18 protein-coding genes and 1 pseudogene are annotated in these 15,239 nt (G+C 58.4%); 11 read left to right on the top strand and 8 right to left on the bottom strand.

All coding sequences use genetic code 11. The annotated features are described in order from the left end of the window. Window positions 1-239: 239 nt before the first annotated feature. Both A4C63_RS26885 and A4C63_RS23350 read right to left on the bottom strand, forming a co-directional pair. A pseudogene (locus A4C63_RS26885) lies at window positions 240-446 on the bottom strand (site-specific integrase); the annotation flags it as partial. Window positions 447-509: 63 nt separating this feature from the next. Further along, window positions 510-1,877 carry an HD domain-containing phosphohydrolase gene (locus A4C63_RS23350; protein WP_063914804.1) on the bottom strand — a complete coding sequence of 456 codons (1,368 nt, stop codon included), beginning with the start codon at window positions 1,875-1,877 and terminating at the stop codon, window positions 510-512. 172 nt (window positions 1,878-2,049) lie between these two features. On the opposite strand from A4C63_RS23350, the gene A4C63_RS23345 reads away from it, so the two are divergent. Continuing rightward, window positions 2,050-2,976, top strand: a complete 927-nt coding sequence (locus A4C63_RS23345; RefSeq protein WP_063914891.1) for a cytochrome-c peroxidase — start codon at window positions 2,050-2,052, stop codon at window positions 2,974-2,976. Next, window positions 2,973-4,784: a DAHL domain-containing protein gene (locus A4C63_RS23340; protein WP_063914803.1), complete on the top strand. Its 1,812-nt coding sequence runs from the start codon at window positions 2,973-2,975 to the stop codon at window positions 4,782-4,784. The genes A4C63_RS23345 and A4C63_RS23340 overlap by 4 nt, the downstream gene beginning before the upstream one ends. A 75-nt stretch (window positions 4,785-4,859) precedes the next feature. On the opposite strand, the gene A4C63_RS23335 is transcribed toward A4C63_RS23340, so the two are convergent. Then, window positions 4,860-5,117 carry a hypothetical protein gene (locus A4C63_RS23335; protein ID WP_063914802.1) on the bottom strand — a complete coding sequence of 86 codons (258 nt, stop codon included), beginning with the start codon at window positions 5,115-5,117 and terminating at the stop codon, window positions 4,860-4,862. Between the two features lie 712 nt (window positions 5,118-5,829). Between A4C63_RS23335 and A4C63_RS26440 the strand changes: the two genes are divergently transcribed. Next, the gene (locus A4C63_RS26440; RefSeq protein ID WP_156510917.1) at window positions 5,830-6,000 is read left to right on the top strand and encodes a hypothetical protein; all 171 of its coding nucleotides are present in this window, start codon (window positions 5,830-5,832) and stop codon (window positions 5,998-6,000) included. Window positions 6,001-6,032: 32 nt separating this feature from the next. Further along, entirely contained in the window at window positions 6,033-6,365 is a 333-nt protein-coding gene (locus A4C63_RS23330) for a hypothetical protein (protein WP_063914801.1), read from the top strand. A 206-nt stretch (window positions 6,366-6,571) separates the two neighbouring features. On the opposite strand, the gene A4C63_RS23325 is transcribed toward A4C63_RS23330, so the two are convergent. Beyond that, the gene (locus A4C63_RS23325) at window positions 6,572-7,429 is read right to left on the bottom strand and encodes a LysR family transcriptional regulator (protein ID WP_063914800.1); all 858 of its coding nucleotides are present in this window, start codon (window positions 7,427-7,429) and stop codon (window positions 6,572-6,574) included. Window positions 7,430-7,519: 90 nt separating this feature from the next. Between A4C63_RS23325 and A4C63_RS23320 the strand changes: the two genes are divergently transcribed. The 3 genes from A4C63_RS23320 to A4C63_RS23310 all read left to right on the top strand — a co-directional run bounded on the left by A4C63_RS23320 (window position 7,520) and on the right by A4C63_RS23310 (window position 9,933). After that, window positions 7,520-7,933, top strand: coding sequence for a VOC family protein (locus tag A4C63_RS23320; RefSeq protein WP_063914799.1), 414 nt, complete (start codon window positions 7,520-7,522; stop codon window positions 7,931-7,933). Between the two features lie 66 nt (window positions 7,934-7,999). Then, window positions 8,000-9,253 (top strand): cation:dicarboxylate symporter family transporter, encoded by a 1,254-nt coding sequence (locus A4C63_RS23315; RefSeq protein WP_370464251.1) that lies wholly within the window; start codon window positions 8,000-8,002, stop codon window positions 9,251-9,253. Window positions 9,254-9,510: 257 nt separating this feature from the next. After that, window positions 9,511-9,933: an anti-virulence regulator CigR family protein gene (locus tag A4C63_RS23310; RefSeq protein WP_156510916.1), complete on the top strand. Its 423-nt coding sequence runs from the start codon at window positions 9,511-9,513 to the stop codon at window positions 9,931-9,933. A 15-nt stretch (window positions 9,934-9,948) separates the two neighbouring features. Here A4C63_RS23310 and A4C63_RS23305 read toward each other — a convergent pair whose 3' ends face one another. Together A4C63_RS23305 and A4C63_RS23300 are read right to left on the bottom strand one after the other, a co-directional pair. Continuing rightward, on the bottom strand, window positions 9,949-10,167 hold the full coding sequence (locus tag A4C63_RS23305) for a hypothetical protein (RefSeq protein ID WP_063914797.1): 219 nt from the start codon (window positions 10,165-10,167) through the stop codon (window positions 9,949-9,951). A gap of 257 nt (window positions 10,168-10,424) precedes the next feature. Further along, complete coding sequence (locus A4C63_RS23300) at window positions 10,425-10,625, bottom strand: hypothetical protein (RefSeq protein WP_063914796.1); 201 nt, start codon at window positions 10,623-10,625, stop codon at window positions 10,425-10,427. Between the two features lie 134 nt (window positions 10,626-10,759). Here A4C63_RS23300 and A4C63_RS23295 point away from each other — a divergent pair, with 134 nt between their 5' ends. After that, a complete protein-coding gene (locus A4C63_RS23295) occupies window positions 10,760-11,119 on the top strand; it encodes a hypothetical protein (protein ID WP_063914795.1) in 360 nt (119 codons plus the stop codon). Between the two features lies 1 nt (window position 11,120). Here A4C63_RS23295 and osmE read toward each other — a convergent pair whose 3' ends face one another. Together osmE and A4C63_RS23285 are read right to left on the bottom strand one after the other, a co-directional pair. Then, the gene (gene osmE, locus A4C63_RS23290; protein ID WP_063914794.1) at window positions 11,121-11,477 is read right to left on the bottom strand and encodes an osmotically-inducible lipoprotein OsmE; all 357 of its coding nucleotides are present in this window, start codon (window positions 11,475-11,477) and stop codon (window positions 11,121-11,123) included. 264 nt (window positions 11,478-11,741) lie between these two features. Further along, entirely contained in the window at window positions 11,742-11,948 is a 207-nt protein-coding gene (locus A4C63_RS23285; protein ID WP_063914793.1) for a hypothetical protein, read from the bottom strand. Between the two features lie 229 nt (window positions 11,949-12,177). On the opposite strand from A4C63_RS23285, the gene A4C63_RS23280 reads away from it, so the two are divergent. Genes A4C63_RS23280 through A4C63_RS23270 form a run of 3 tightly spaced genes read left to right on the top strand, consistent with a single transcriptional unit; the run spans window position 12,178 to window position 15,127 of the window. Continuing rightward, window positions 12,178-13,158, top strand: a complete 981-nt coding sequence (locus tag A4C63_RS23280) for a quinone oxidoreductase (RefSeq protein WP_063914792.1) — start codon at window positions 12,178-12,180, stop codon at window positions 13,156-13,158. 13 nt (window positions 13,159-13,171) lie between these two features. Then, a complete protein-coding gene (locus A4C63_RS23275; RefSeq protein WP_063914791.1) occupies window positions 13,172-14,020 on the top strand; it encodes a TauD/TfdA family dioxygenase in 849 nt (282 codons plus the stop codon). 54 nt (window positions 14,021-14,074) lie between these two features. Then, on the top strand, window positions 14,075-15,127 hold the full coding sequence (locus tag A4C63_RS23270) for a 3-keto-5-aminohexanoate cleavage protein (RefSeq protein ID WP_063914790.1): 1,053 nt from the start codon (window positions 14,075-14,077) through the stop codon (window positions 15,125-15,127). Window positions 15,128-15,239 lie beyond the last annotated feature (112 nt).

The raw sequence follows: 15,239 nt of genomic DNA, 5'->3' as shown, positions 1-15,239 counted from the left end.
TGCGCAAGGTTATGTGTGCACGCTTTTGTAGATAATCCTCACCGGCTGCTTTGGGTCGAAAGCGGACAGCCAACGGCGGCTACCAGGTGATACCAATTTTGATACCACTGACGGGGAAATGAGGGGGGCAGGAGGGGTGTTTTGCCGAATAAACTCAACCCCTTAGCACCGCCAGACACCCCTAGGAAACTACATGGTGATGTTGGTGGTGGAGATCAAGGAGCTTATCTATCAATAACTTACGTGGCTTCTTCGCAGCTACGGACCAATTTCGGACCAATCTGGAGCTTTTTCGGCTCCCGCCAGTCGTTGGACGAGTTAATCCAGCGCGCATAAGTCGATAGAGCATCTGCACGCCATGCCCGAGCTGTTGGGCGATAAATGCGGGGGGTGAGACCAGACATTGAACCTATTGTCGCATATGTGAGACGGCAGTCATACGGGGGCGGCCAGGCACCGCGCTTGCCACGATGCAGGTCAAACGGATTCAGCGCCTGCCCGCAACCGGGTCAGCCCGCCGCTGCGGGCGCCGGCTGCAGGCTGCCTGCCTGCTCGGGAATCCTGACGAACACGCTGTATTTGCCACCTTCCATTTCTTCGAAGGCAATCAGTTTTTTTACCAGCAGACCGCTCAGTACCTTGCCGGCATTCAATAACAGCATGCCGTTGTCGGCATTGAGGTTGCGCGCCAGTATCATGCCCTCTGCCAGCTCGTGGGTGCTCAATACCTTGATCGCCGGGTCGGTCAAGGTAATGTCACGCATGTACTCGGCACAGACGTTGACGAAGTCTTCCACCAGGTCTGGGTCATACAGCTTTCCAGAATATTTGCGTATGTAGAGCAGTGCCTCATCGCTGTTGAGCTGGCGATCCAGGACCAGTCCGCGCTGCAATTCGATGAAATCCACGGCCATTTTCAGCCAGCGGGCGCCCAGTGGAATTGCCGCGCCTTTCAGGTGGCCCGGAAAACCGCTGCCGTCCCAGCGTTCCTGGTGGTGAAGTATGAGTTGTGCGGCCTCCTTCATTGGCTCCAGGGTCATGACCAGCGCTTCGCTCTGTTTCGGGTATGACCGGTATAGTTCGCGCTCTTGTGGAGGTATGAGATCGGCAGGGCAGGTGAGCATGCTGTCGGTCCAGCTCATCTTGCCGATGTTGTAGAGGGCTGCAGCCATGGTCAGGTTGCGACAGGTACCTTCGTCCAGCCCATGGCTGGCGCAATACACCCGTATCAATTCTATGACTTGCCGGTTGGTCTGCTTGGCCTTGGGCAGGCGCATGTTGCCTAACTGCGAAAAGAACTCGGTGCTGGTCACGTAACTGCGCTTGAGTTCTTCATAGGCAAGGTCAAGCATGTCGGCAGTTTGTTGCAACTCGGCGGTGCGCGCCGCTACACGCTGTTCAAGGCTTTCGTTAAGCGCCTTGAGCTGCTTGATCTGAACCTGAGTAAGCTGTTCCAGGCGCTTACGTTCGCTTTCCGAATGTTGGTGGGCCAACGCCTGGCGCAAGGTGACCACCAGCTCTTCATCATTCCAGGGTTTGCTGATGTAACGATAGATATGCCCATCATTGATGGCTTTTGCGATGGTGTCCGTGTCAGCGTAACCCGTAAGCAGAATGCGCAAGGTGTCGGGAAAACGCTCATGTACGTGCGCCAATAGCGTGGCCCCGTCCATGTTTGGCATGCGTGCATCACTCATCACCAGATTGATCGGGCGCTGCTGGAGCAACTGCAGGGCATCGGCGCCGCTTTCGGCGAGGAGGAGTTCGTAGGGTTGGTTGCGTAGCAGACGACGAAGGCTGTTGAGAATCGAGGGTTCGTCGTCAACCAGAAGTATCACGGCTTTGTCTGCTGTGCCATCGGTAACGGGTAGCTCCATGGGTCCCTCCCTTGCCGGTCTCAGCCAGACTAGTCCCTGGCCACAGCCTAGATGATATTTGCCCCGGCCGTTAGCTTTTGTCGGTTGGCCTCACTATGCTCGGAGACAGGTGCTTCTTGCCAGGGAGGGTTGCGCTGTGCCGATCTGTCTGCAGGTTCGCATCGTTGCCACGATGCTTGTGGTTTTGCCAGCATTGGCGTTGGCCCAGAGCATCGGTGGTCCGCTGACGCCATTGCCGGCGGTGCCTGAGCTTGACCCTGCCCGGGTGGAGCTGGGACGCAAACTGTTCAATGACCCGCGTTTGTCCCCCGATAACAGCCAGTCCTGTGCTGATTGCCATCGCCTGGACCGTGGTGGCGCGGACGGGCAGGTGCGCTCGCCTGGTGCAGATGGCAAGCCCTTGGCAGTTCACACCCCCAGCGTTTTCAACGCCAGCCTGAACTTCCTGCAGTTCTGGGATGGGCGTGCGCAATCGTTTGACGGCCTGGTGCACCTGGCAACCGGCAGTGCGGACGACAAAGGAGATGGCTGGTCTGCCGTGGTTCAACGAATTGCTGGCGATCCGGCCTACCAGGCTGGTTTTGCCCAAGCCTATGGCAAGCCAGTGACTACCCTCGATGCCAGGGATGCCCTCGTCACGTACCAGCGTACCTTGCTGACACCCGATTCACGCTTCGATCGCTATCTGAAGGGCGATACCAGCAGCCTCAGCCTGGAAGAGAAGCATGGCTATCAGCGCTTCCAGGAATACGGTTGCATAGCCTGCCATCAGGGCGTGAACATCGGCGGCAATATGCTGCAGAAGTTTGGTGTTTTCGATGATTATTTCGCCAACCGTGGCAATGTTACCGAGGCGGATCGGGGGCGCTACAACGTGACCGGTGACCCGGATGACCTCTATCTGTTCAAAGTTCCCAGCCTGCGAAACGTAGCGGTTACTGCCCCTTACTTTCATGACGGATCGGCGCCTACCTTGGAAGCCGCTGTCGATGCCATGTTTCATTTTCAGTTGGGACGTACGCCGAGCGACGATGATAAAGCGCTGATCATCAAGTTTCTCCAGACTCTCACAGGCCAGTGGGAGGGTAAACCGCTATGAGACTGAACGCTCGGCGCAGTCTGCTGCTGTTGGCTACGTGTGCCATGTCGCTGGCGTCCGTGCTGGTCTATCTGTACTGGATGTCCCGGTCCGATGAGAGTGGTACCTACGCCCAGGCGCGTGATCTGATCCGCCAGATCAAGCAGTACGACGCACAGTGGGAAGGCGCAGTGCTCAAGTCGCGCACCACTACCAATTACAACTATGACCCGCTGGTGCTGCCGTTGCTGGAAATGAAGCGTCTTTGGCGGGAATTCGGGACGCTGGAGGGGCGTCACCCACAAACAGATATGCTTGCCTGGCAAACGGCCTTTCGCGATTACCAACAAGCCTTTGACGACAAGGTGCTGCTGGTCTCGCGCTTCAAGTCGCACAATGCGATCCTGCGAAACTCCCTGGCTTTTCTACCGGCTGCAGCCGATGTAATACAAGTGCACCTTCGTCAATTGGTCGATGCCGATACGCTGCGCCTGCGCAGAACCACCAGCGATACCTACGACTTGATGCTAAGCAGCCTTGAGTTTGCCCAGACCACAACCGATGACAAAGCTGCCGACATCCTGGTTGGGCTGAACAATCTTTCGGTCAACAAGGAGCGCTTGCCTGTCGACTTTCAGGTGCCCATCGATACCATCAGCAAACACATAGAGTTGATTCTTCGTGAGCAACCCAAGGTCGATCAGCTGCTTGAAGCGATCGAGGCGGTTCCGATCGCCGAGCGCCTGGACGCCATTGCCCTGATGCTGGACCGCGACGAGCAAGCAGCAGCGCTGACGGCTCAGCGATACCATTTCTACCTGTTGGTGTTTTCCACCCTGCTGGTTTTGCTGTTGCTGTACATGGGGATGTGGCTGATGCGCAGCTACGCCGAAATTAACCGTGTAAACCGAGCGCTGGTGAGCGCCAATGACGAATTGGAACAGCGGGTTGAACGGCGCACCCAGGCACTGACCCAAGCCAGCGCTGCACTGCAGCGCGAGGTGGATGAACGCCGGCAGCTCGAAAACCAGTTGGTCCAGTCGGAAAAGCTCGCCTCGCTCGGTCAGCTGGCAGCCGGCGTCGCCCATGAGGTCAATAACCCGATTGGTTTTGTCTCGTCCAACCTCGGCGCACTGGATGATTATTTTGGCCGTTTGCAGGACATGCTCAAGGCATATGCTGACGCGGAAAATACCCTGATTCCGAACGGGCTCAGCGCGGAGCTGGCGAAATTGCGCACGGAAATCGAGCTGGACTACTTGCTGGAGGACATTCCGGCGCTGATCCGCGAATCCAAGGACGGTATCAGCCGCGTTGCGCGGATCGTCAAGGACCTCAAGGACTTTTCACGAGTAGACAGCAGCCATGACTGGCAACTGGCAGACCTGCATCACGGCATAGAGTCAACGCTGAACATTGTTGCCAGCGAACTCAGGCACAAGGCAGACCTTGTCAAGAATTACGGCGCATTGCCGCAGGTCGAGTGCCTGCCTTCGCAGATCAATCAGGTAATCATGAATCTGCTGGTCAATGCCACCCAGGCGATGGGCGCCGAGCGTGGCAGAATTACCCTGCGAACCGGCGCCAGTGACAATTGGGTGTGGATCGAAGTTGCAGACAATGGGTGTGGCATTCCTGCCGAAAGCCTGCAAAAGATCTTCGATCCGTTCTACACGACGAAGCCCATCGGCGAGGGCACCGGGCTGGGGTTGTCACTTTCCTACGGAATCATCAAGCGTCATGGTGGCGAGATCCGCGTAGACAGCGAGGTGGGAGTCGGTACGACATTCAGGGTCGAACTACCCATCCATCAGGCCAGGTCGGCCTGAACCCGCCCCCGAGGGCACCACGGCGGTGGATTGCAAATTGCTGTGCCCCCTGGACCATTAGCACGAACAAACGATTCAAGTGTAGTGGTGAGGATAAAGCTTCATGTCATGTTCCAGCTTTTCGGCATCCCTCACCCGTTTGCGAACCTCGGCATAAAATTGCTGGCTGTGATTCTGGAATCTTTTGTAGTTTTGCGCACTTGCTTTCAGGGCTGCCTTCAGTTCGTCTCCGCTCAGGCCTTCAGCATTTTTTTGGGAAACTACATATTTTTGCCAGCTGTTCTCTACTTGCGAGAGCCCTTGTGCTAGGGCTTGTGTCTCGATTGTCGCCATGGGTGCATCCTCTTCAAGGCCAGTTCTGGCCAGATGGTATGGATCGCTAGAGCGACTATGCAGATGCAGGGTGCTGAGGCCATCGAAAAAGCGCCCGAACGTGGAGCTTAGCTTGTATGCAGAGCTTTGCGGGGCCGTTCAGTGTCAAGATGTTGGAACGGGAATTGCTGCGACCCTGAGGCATCGATCATGCGGGGTACGCAGAAATGACTCAGAATGACCGCTACTACATGATCTTCGTTGTGGTTGCTGTGCTGGTCCTGGATCTGGCAGCGACGTTTGTGTTTCTGAAGGCCATCGCCTGATCCCCGATTGTGGGACCAACTGCACCCGAAATCGGGGGCATCTGCAGGGTGACAATCCGGTTTGGGACAAGTTTTGCCAGCCCCTGTCTGGTTCATGGCCGTACGGCACTGCAGGCCCTGAGTCGACCACCAGCTGAAATTTCGCGGGCAAGAAGACCAGCGGCGTACCTTTGCCTGAACATGCCACCTTTGTGCGGTCCAACATAAGCAAGGCCTGGCTTTGCCTGTCCGGAGGTAGGCACCACCACCGGCATTACTAGGACGGGGACCATGGTGGCCAGGAGTACCGCCGCTATTGATGCAGGGCAGCAGTCCCTTCCGCCTGCGGCCACGCCTGTGCGAACCCACTGTAAATAACGGAAGCTCGCCCAGGCTGGCCGGTCTGGAACTTGCCGGGCAATCGATGCATGAAGGTTATCTTCGCGGCAAAAGCCCGTCCTGAAACCGATATAGCAAACAAGCATATTGCCCGGCCGACATTGAGCAGTACCATGGGCAAACGAAAACAAAAAAAGGGCATGCGGCTTTGCAACACTTTCCCAGGTTACTCGATGGGGCAGCAGGAGCGTGTCGCGTGAAGAACTCAAGATCGGTAGCAGGCGCAATACTGATGTCAACTTTCGCCACACTGTTCATGGCGGGCTGCGCGCATGACCCCGATGTGCGTGAGGGCCATGGGTATGCGTCCGGAGCCACGGAAAGAAGTACGCCGGCGTACCTGGGATGCGTCAAAAGCGAACTTCCAGGGAGTGTGACAACCTACCAGGTCGATGGTGACAACTCGGTCAAACTGTTCGTCGATAGCACCGACCCCAACAAGGCGGGTGGCTTGGTCGAGGTGCGGGGCACGGGAACCCGGCAACGGTTCACGGCCTATCAACGCGATGCCTGGTACGACCATGGCAGGCTGCTGGACGCCGCGCTGATGTGCTCAAAAGCTTGATCAACTGGCCCTAAAGCACACGAAGCCCGCCTACGAGAGCGGGCTTTTTGCATTTGCCGACCCCAGCCGCAATAGTCCTCCCATTTGAACGGAGAGCACCGGGATGGAAGCAAGAAGCGTTGTCGCTGACTGGATGCGTTCTACGTACTCAGTGGGTGGGCATTGAGCAGAGTGGCCAAGCTCAAGTTAAGCTGAGCGATGTAGCGTCAGGTCATCAACACGGATGCCAGTAGCTTGATTGCCGACGTGCGGTGATGGCCAGTACTGTAGGCGAGCACTATGTCGCGGCAGTACCTTGGATCATCGCTCAGAATCAGCGCGTTTGACGATTGCTCCAGCAATGACGGCCATTGCGGTACCAAGGAAACGCCTTGCCCCAGCGACACGAGCAGGCTGATGGCCTCGAGCGCATCCAGATCGCAAGCAACGCAGGGCGCGAGACTCAAATCGTCCAGATAACGCTGTGTTATCAAACCTCCCCAGGAATTGACGGCATACCGGATATAGGGCCCGGTGGCCAGCATGCTGTGTGCTTCAGCCTGTGAGGTCGGGGCAGGTGTCAACAGGCACAGCGGTTCGCTGCGTAACGTGAACATTCTCAACGATTTCGCTGTTTTGAAGGGTGGGGCGACCAGAATTGCCGCATCCAGTTCTTGATTGATCAGCTTGTCATAAAGCAGTTTCGAGTCACCGGGTGTGATCGTGAGTTTGAGGTCAGGCGCGGAGGATGACAAATGCTCCAGTGCTGCCGGTAAAAGGCCGGTGAGGGCGGTTGATATAGCCCCGATGCGCAGTTCCCCAGTCAGTGTGTCGGCGTTCAGGTCGCTCCTGAGTTGATGGGCATGTTCGACGATGCAACGCATCCGTGGAAGCAATACCAGCAGCTTTTCTGTTGGCCTTATGGCATGTGCCTCTCTATTGAAGAGCGCACACCCCAGTTGTTTCTCCATGTTTCGAATGCGTAAACTTATTGCAGCAGCTGAAATATTTGCTCTTTTTGCTGCACCAGCAATGGAACCGCAATCGACAACGGATAGGAGGCTTTCCAGATTCTGAATGTCCATAAGGAATGCTTATGCTCAGGCCGAGTGTTAGTTGGTGTACATGGCTGCTGCGTGGTGTGAGGATAGTGGCTCCGTTTCAGGAGTACCATCATGTTGACACCCTTTCATGTTGCTTATCATGTTAGAAATCTGGATGAGGCGAGAAAATTCTATAAGGAAGTTCTAGGCTGCGTCGAGGGGCGTAGCACTGATACATGGGTAGATTTCGAGTTCTTTGGTCACCAAATATCTCTGCATGTGGGCGAGCCCTTTGAAACCAGCCGCACTGGCAAGGTTGGCCCGCACCTTGTACTGATGCCTCACATCGGGGTGATACTGCCTCTGGATCGCTGGCAGGCCTTGGCTGAACGCCTTGAAGTGCTGGGCGTGCAGTTCGACATTCCGCCGGTTGTACGTTTCGAGGGCGAGCCTGGTGAGCAGAGGACAATGTTTTTCCTGGATCCAAGTGGTAACCCGATTGAAATCAAGGGTTTCAAAAATTTTCGTGCCATCTTTGCCTGCTAGCGCGCTTTATAAAAACCAGAGATGAATCCTGTGAGAATAAAAATAAATTTAATCACGCAAATTGCAATGGGCCTGGCCATCGGTGTATTCGTGGGGCTGTTGTTGAACTATTCTCCCGATTACAAGGGTTGGTGGATCGAGCAGGTACTACAGCCAGCGGGCGACGCGTTTATAAAACTGATGAAAATGATCATCGTGCCGTTGGTGTTTTCCTGCATGGTGGTAGGCATAGCTGGCTCTGGAAGGCGCTCCCTGGGGCGGGTGGGAACAAAGAGCCTTGTCTATTTCTTTGCGGTGACCGGTGTCGCAATCATTTTTGGCTTGCTGGTTGGTAACGTGCTCCAGCCAGGAACCGGTGCGGATTTCGCTGTCTCATCGGTGAGTGAAGCAGTCACACCTGTGCAAAATGGTTCGGCGGGGCTCGGCAAGGTACTGTTGGGCATCATTCCGGATAATATAGTGGCCGCAATGGCAGAGGCAAAGCTGTTGTCGGTACTGTTCTTCGCAATCTTGTTCGGGGTGGCACTGTCTACGCTGGAAGAACATAAAAGACGGCCTTTGGTTGCTGTACTGCAGACGGTAGTGGACACCATGTTCAAGGTCACTCATATGGTCATGGCCTACTCACCGATCGGCATCTTTGCCCTGATAGCCGTCACGGTGTCGACCTTCGGGATTGATTCGCTAATGCCCTTGGCAAAGTTGATAGCGATTACTTATGTGGCGGTATTATTCTTCGCAATCGCCGTGTTAGGCCTTGTTGCCAGGGCTGTTGGCGAGAATATTTTTGAAATCATCAGAGCCTTCAAGGATGAACTGATACTGGCCTTCAGTAGCGCGAGCTCTGCCACCGTCATGCCGCAGTTGATGGCCAAAACTGAAGCACGGGGCGTCCCGCGAGCGATCACCTCGCTGGTGATTCCATTGGGCTACTCATTCAACCTGGATGGCGCGTCGCTGTTTGCAGGCCTGGGTACGCTGTTTATCGCGCAGGCTTACAATATTGAGTTGGCACTGGCAGACCAGGTCATGCTGGTATTCATCATGGTATTGACGTCCAAAGGCGCTGCCGGAGTGCCCGGGTTCATGTTTGTGATACTCACTGCAACCCTGACAGCGGCAGGTTTGCCATTGGAAGGCGTGGCCCTGATTGCAGGGGTATATCGATTGATGGACATGCCCGTTACGGCACTGAACGTGCTCGGCAATGCGCTGGCGCCGATCGTGGTCGCAAAATGGGAAAGCCGCTCTGGCTCATTACCGGCTGATTCGGGTGTTCATGACGGTGATGTTGTGGTTACGGAACAATCATCTCGATAACAGGTGGGCAGCCTCGTCCAGCGAGGCGTTTGGAACGGGAATTGCTGCATCCCTGAAAACCGTGCATTTGGGGATACGGCCATGCTTCCAGAAGATCTGTACGTCATGTTCCTTTTCGCCGTTGCCGTGCTGGCCCTCGATGTGGCAGCCATCGTGCTCTATCGGGGGGCCAAGCCCTGACCCGCGTCTGGGGACTTTCACCCTGAACCGGGTTTTGGTCTACAGTGCGGGGACGTCCCCTTGTGTAAGGAAACAGCATGGCAATGCATCGATGGGCAGTCGTGGCTACTTCAATCGCGTTGGCAGTGGCACCTGCGCTCACTTATGCCGACCCGGGTAATGGTAAAGGGCAGGGCCATGGCAAGGACAAGGGCCAGCACAGTCAAGGTCACGGTGCCGCCTATGGTGGCCCGTCGATAAACCGTGGCGATGTGCTTGGCATTCTCGACGGGCACCGCAACTACTGGAGCGCTGGGGCGGCGCTGCCCCCCGGCATCCAGAAGAACCTGGCCCGTGGCAAACCACTGCCGCCGGGTATCGCCAAGAAGCTGGACGGCAGGCTGCTGGGGCAGCTCCCTCATTATGATGGCTATGAATGGATGCAGGCGGGAGTGGACCTGATCCTGGTGGCAGTCGCTACAGGGGTCATCTACGAGGTGTTGAACGGCGCGCTGGATTGACGTCAGGCGCTGTTGTCAGCATGCGCCTTGAATGGCGTCGATCCTTGCCGCTACAGAGCGCAACTCATCGGTCACTACATCGATGGATTTGATATTCGCCCTGACATCGACCTTGTCCTCCAGGCTGCCTCGCGCCTCCATGAACCTGGCGTGCCCACTAGTGGCCTGGCTGAGTTCATCCAGATGGTCGGCCGTTCTGACCAAGTCTGATTTGATGTTTTGAAGCGTTTCCATGGTGTTCTGTGCATTCCTTGACAGTGGCTTCCAAGACGCTGTGAGGAGCGCCGTAGACCAAGGTGCAACGCAACCTTTTTGTAGGCGTGGATGGCACCGGTTGCGCCGGTGTTCGCGGGTGAACCCGCTCCCACAGGATCACCACAGCCTTCAAGGCAGATGCAGTACCTGTGGGAGCGGGCATGCCCGCGAAGCAGGCGACGCGGTGGATGGCACCGGCTGCGCCGGTGTTCGCGGGCGCGCCCGCTCCCACAGGGTCAGGTGTTTTCCTGCACGTTCAGCACTGAACTCTTGTCGTCCGTCGCCAGAAATCTGTTGGGGTGCGTGCCTTTCGTTGGCGTTTCGGCGAGCGGCACATCTGCAGCACGAAGAATGCTGCGACCTTGTTCACCAATCTTCAGGGTGACGAGTTTTCCATTCTGATAGAAGAAGCGCGTGCTGTCGGTATGCTTTTGCATGGCGTGTGCTCCGATGTCTATTGGTCATTGCACTTTGTCAGCGTCCATCCGTCCATGCCACTGGCAGAATTATCAGGTGCAGCCTGTGCCGCGAGACTTTGGTTGATTGGTAAGCCAGCACAACCCCCGTTAGAATGCAGCGTATCCTTGATGGCCAATTGCAAATGTCTACGTTTCGTATCTTTCTCGCTGCTCTGCTGGTCACCGGCCTTGCCGGCTGCGCAACCCCTGGCAAACCCACTGCCAGCAAACTGACCCACAAATCGCCCCAGCAATACGCCGCCTGCGTACTACCCAAGTGGCAAGCGTTGGCGCCACAGGCCACGCAGAAGTCGATCGCCCACGGCTACCGGTTGACGGCACCCAGCGCCGTGGCATCCGATGATGTGCTAGACGTAGTCGACTCTCGCGAGGGCAGCCGCGCGACGTTCTACAAGGGCAGCTTCCTGTCTGGCGACAAATTGCGCCAGGCTGCCAAGGAATGCCTGGACTGATTCAGTAGCCGGAGCCGCTTGAGCCGCCCATGCTGGGCAGGCGGGCCTTGCGCTGGGCATTGCTCCACTCGGCGCAGGTCATGAACGCGGTATTGTCCACTTTGCCGGTGCCGTCGAAGCTGACGCTGTAGGGTTGCCGGTTGTCGGCCTTGGTCAGCATGTAGTCGAAGCAGGTGCCGGGCACCACGGTGCGCTCGGTCTCGGCAGCGGGTTTGCCGCCGATCTGCACGACTTGGTCTTTGCTCATGCCGTTGTCGACTTTCGCCACCAGCGGCTGGTCGTGGTACAGCGCGGAATTGGACGAGCAGGCAGAAAGCGCTGTCAGTGCAAAGATCAGCGCGTGAAAGGGTTTGTTCATGGCAGTGCTCCGGTAGAGGATGCCAATCGCCTGATTGCCGGTTGGCAGCAGGGCGAGATCACGAACACATGACACCCTGTGGGAGCGGCTTTAGCCGCGAACACCGGCGCAGCCGGTGCCATGCAGCGCGTTGGATTCTTCGCGGCTAAAGCCGCTCCCACAGGGTACGCGGACCGCTTGCGAACTCAGCTCTCTACATGACAGCGCAACCCGAAAGGCTGGGTGATCTCCCACAGGGTTCGAGCAAGGCAATTGCTTGCTCGGTCAGCCTACATCACCGCGCTTGTTCAACTGCTCGCACTGCACCTGCGCATCCGTCCTGCTTGGATAGCTGGGCTTGAGCCGCTCCTTCGCTTGGTTGTCGTAAATGTCGAACCCCCCACAAACGGTAGCGGCGTAATAGCGGCTACCCACGCGGAACGACTCCTTTTCGATCGGTACAGCGGGAACGATAACGAATCTTGGTTGCATTTTTCGTGCCTCCCCAGGCAGAGACTTAAGTATTAGTCTGACCATGGATAAGCATCAAGGAGGCTCATGAATAAAACGCGGTTTTCGTGAACGACAGGTCGACGCCCGTACTGTCATCAAATGAAAACCCGCTGTCGTCCGATGCGAAGCACCCCGCACACCAAGGGCATACAGTCCAATCACCCAGAACTGACGCCATGCGTCCAGATCGATGATTGGAGAGACAAGCATGTCCAAAGTCGTACGTTTCCATCAGACCGGTGGCCCCGAGGTGCTGCGCTACGAGGACGCCGAGGTCGGCGAGCCCGGCCCGGGGCAGGTGCGCTTGCGCCAGGTGGCGGTGGGCCTGAACTACGCCGATACCTATTTCCGCAACGGCACCTACCCGATCCCGCTGCCCAACGGCATCGGCGTGGAGGCGGCCGGTGTGGTCGAGGCGGTGGGCGAGGGCGTGACCCAGGTGGCGGTCGGTGACCGGGTCACCTACACCGGTTTCCTCAACACCCTGGGCGCTTATTGCACCGAGCGCCTGATCCCTGCTGCTGCGCTGATCAAGCTGCCAGATACCATCGCCTTCGAAACCGCCGCCGCCATGACCATGCGCGGCCTGACCTCCGCCTACCTGCTGCGTCGGCTGCATGATTTCAAACCCGGCGACAGCGTGCTGCTGCATGCCGCTGCTGGCGGGGTCGGCCTGATCGTCGCGCAGTGGGCGCGGCTGCTTGGGTTGAACGTGATCGGCACGGTGTCCACCGAGGCCAAGGGCGAAGTGGCTCGCGCCCATGGCTGCAACCACGTCATCAACTACAGCGTCGAGGATGTGGCCACGCGCGTGCGTGAGCTGACCGACGGGGTGGGGGTGAATGTGGTGTTCGACAGCGTTGGCAAGAACACCTTCATGGGCTCGCTCGATTCGCTCAAGCGCCGCGGCCTGATGGTATGCGTCGGCACGGCGTCGGGCACCATCCCGCCGTTCGACCCGCAGTTGCTGGCGATCAAGGGCTCGCTGCAGCTCACCCGCCCGGCACTGGCCGACTTCATCGCCGACCCGGCGGAAAAGGCCGACCTGGCCGGCGAGCTGTTCGACCACGTCGGCAGCGGGCGCATCCGTATCGAGATCAACCAGCACTACGCACTGCAGGATGCCGTCCAGGCCCACCGCGACCTGGAAGCGCGCAAGACCACCGGCTCGTCGATCTTCGTCATCTGAAGAGGGCAACAGCATGCACATCGAACAACTGACCTGCGCGATCGGTGCCGAGGTAAGTGGGGTCAACCTGGCCGACGCGATCCACGACGACGACCTGTTCGCCCAGCTGCGCGCGCAGTTGCTCCGGCACCGTGTGCTGTTCCTGCGCGACCAGCACTTCAGCCGCGCCGAACACGTGGCCTTCGCCCGCCGCTTCGGCGACCTGGAGGACCACCCGGTGGCCGGCAGCGACCCGGAACACCCGGGGCTGGTGCAAATCTACAAGCGCCCGGACCAGCCCAACGACCGCTATGAAAATGCCTGGCACACCGACGCCACCTGGCGCGAGGCCCCGCCGATGGGCTGTGTGCTGCGCTGCATCGAATGCCCACCAGTGGGCGGCGACACGATGTGGGCGAATATGGTGCTGGCCTATGAAAACCTGCCAGGCGATGTGAAGGCCAAGATCGAAGGCTTGCGCGCCCGCCACAGCATCGAGGCCAGCTTTGGCGCCGCCATGCCGCTGGAAAAGCGCCTGGCGCTGAAGGCGCAGTTCCCCGATGCCGAGCACCCGGTGGTGCGCACCCACCCGGAAACCGGCGAGCAGGTGCTGTTCGTCAACGCCTTCACCACTCATTTCAGCAACTACCACACACCGCAGCGGGTGCGCTTCGGCCAGGACGCCAACCCCGGTGCCAGCGACCTGCTGCGCTACCTGATCAGCCAGGCCTACCTGCCGGAGTACCAGGTGCGCTGGCGCTGGCAGCCCAACAGCGTGGCGATCTGGGACAACCGCAGCACCCAGCACTACGCCGTCATGGACTACCCGCCGTGCCACCGCAAGATGGAGCGCGCCGGGATCAAGGGCAGCGCCACGTTCTGAGTTCGTCGCCGTCGCTGGCGGCAACCGCACAATAACAATAGCGAGGACTACAGCATGCAATTCTTCGACGATTCGTTGCACCCGGAAAACATGGAAAAGGTGGTGATCACCGTGGCCCCCTATGGCCCGGAGTGGATGCCCGAAGACTTCCCTGAAGACATTCCCCTGACCATGGACGAGCAGGTGCAGAAGGCCGTCGACTGCTACGAGGCAGGCGCCACCGTGTTGCACCTGCATGTGCGTGAACTGGACGGCAAAGGCTCCAAGCGTCTGTCCAAGTTCAACGAGCTGATCGCCGGGGTGCGTGAGGCGGTGCCGGACATGATCATCCAGGTTGGCGGGTCGATTTCCTTCGCCCCGGAAAGCGAAGGCGAGGCGGCCAAGTGGCTGTCGGACGACACCCGGCACATGCTCGCCGAGCTGACGCCGCGCCCCGACCAGGTGACCGTGGCCATCAACACCACGCAGATGAACATCATGGAGTTGCTGTACCCCGAGTACCTGGAAGGCACCTCGCTGGCCAGCCCGGCGATTCATGCCGCCTACAGCGAGATGACCGTGCCGGCCGGCCCGGCCTGGGTCCGCGAGCACCTGCGTCGCCTGCAGGCCAGCAACATCCAGCCGCATTTCCAGCTGACCGGCATGCATGCCCTGGAGACGCTCGAACGCATCGTCCGCCGCGGTGACTACATGGGGCCGCTGAACCTGACCTGGATCGGCATCGGCGGCGGCTTCGACGGCCCCAACCCGTTCAACTTCTTCAACTTCATCCACCGCGCGCCGGACGGTTGCACCCTGACCGCGGAATCGTTGCTGAAGAACGTGCTGCCGTTCAACACCATGGCCCTGGCGATGGGCCTGCACCCGCGCTGTGGCAACGAAGACACCATCATCGACCAGCATGGCAAGCGCTTCACCTCGGTGCAGCAGATCCAGCAGACCGTGCGCGTGGCCCACGAGCTGGGCCGCGAGATTGCCAGCGGCAAGGAAGCACGCGCCATTTACCGCATCGGACAGCAGTACGACAGCATCGAGCAGACCCTCAAGGCCAACGGCATGGCGCCGAATCGCCAGCCGGGTGTGAAGGGTGTGCCGCAGCGTACCTGACACGGCAGGTACGTCCTCTTCGCGGGCATGCCCGCGAAGAGGCCCGCAAAGCAACATGAATGTTGGCTGTAACCCATAACAACAAGAACAACCTCACGCCCCACACCCAAGG

This window comes from Pseudomonas sp. p21 (assembly GCF_001642705.1).
Classification (GTDB): domain Bacteria; phylum Pseudomonadota; class Gammaproteobacteria; order Pseudomonadales; family Pseudomonadaceae; genus Aquipseudomonas.
Note: the sequence above shows the minus strand (reverse complement) of the source record. Positions and strands in the feature narration are given on the sequence as shown.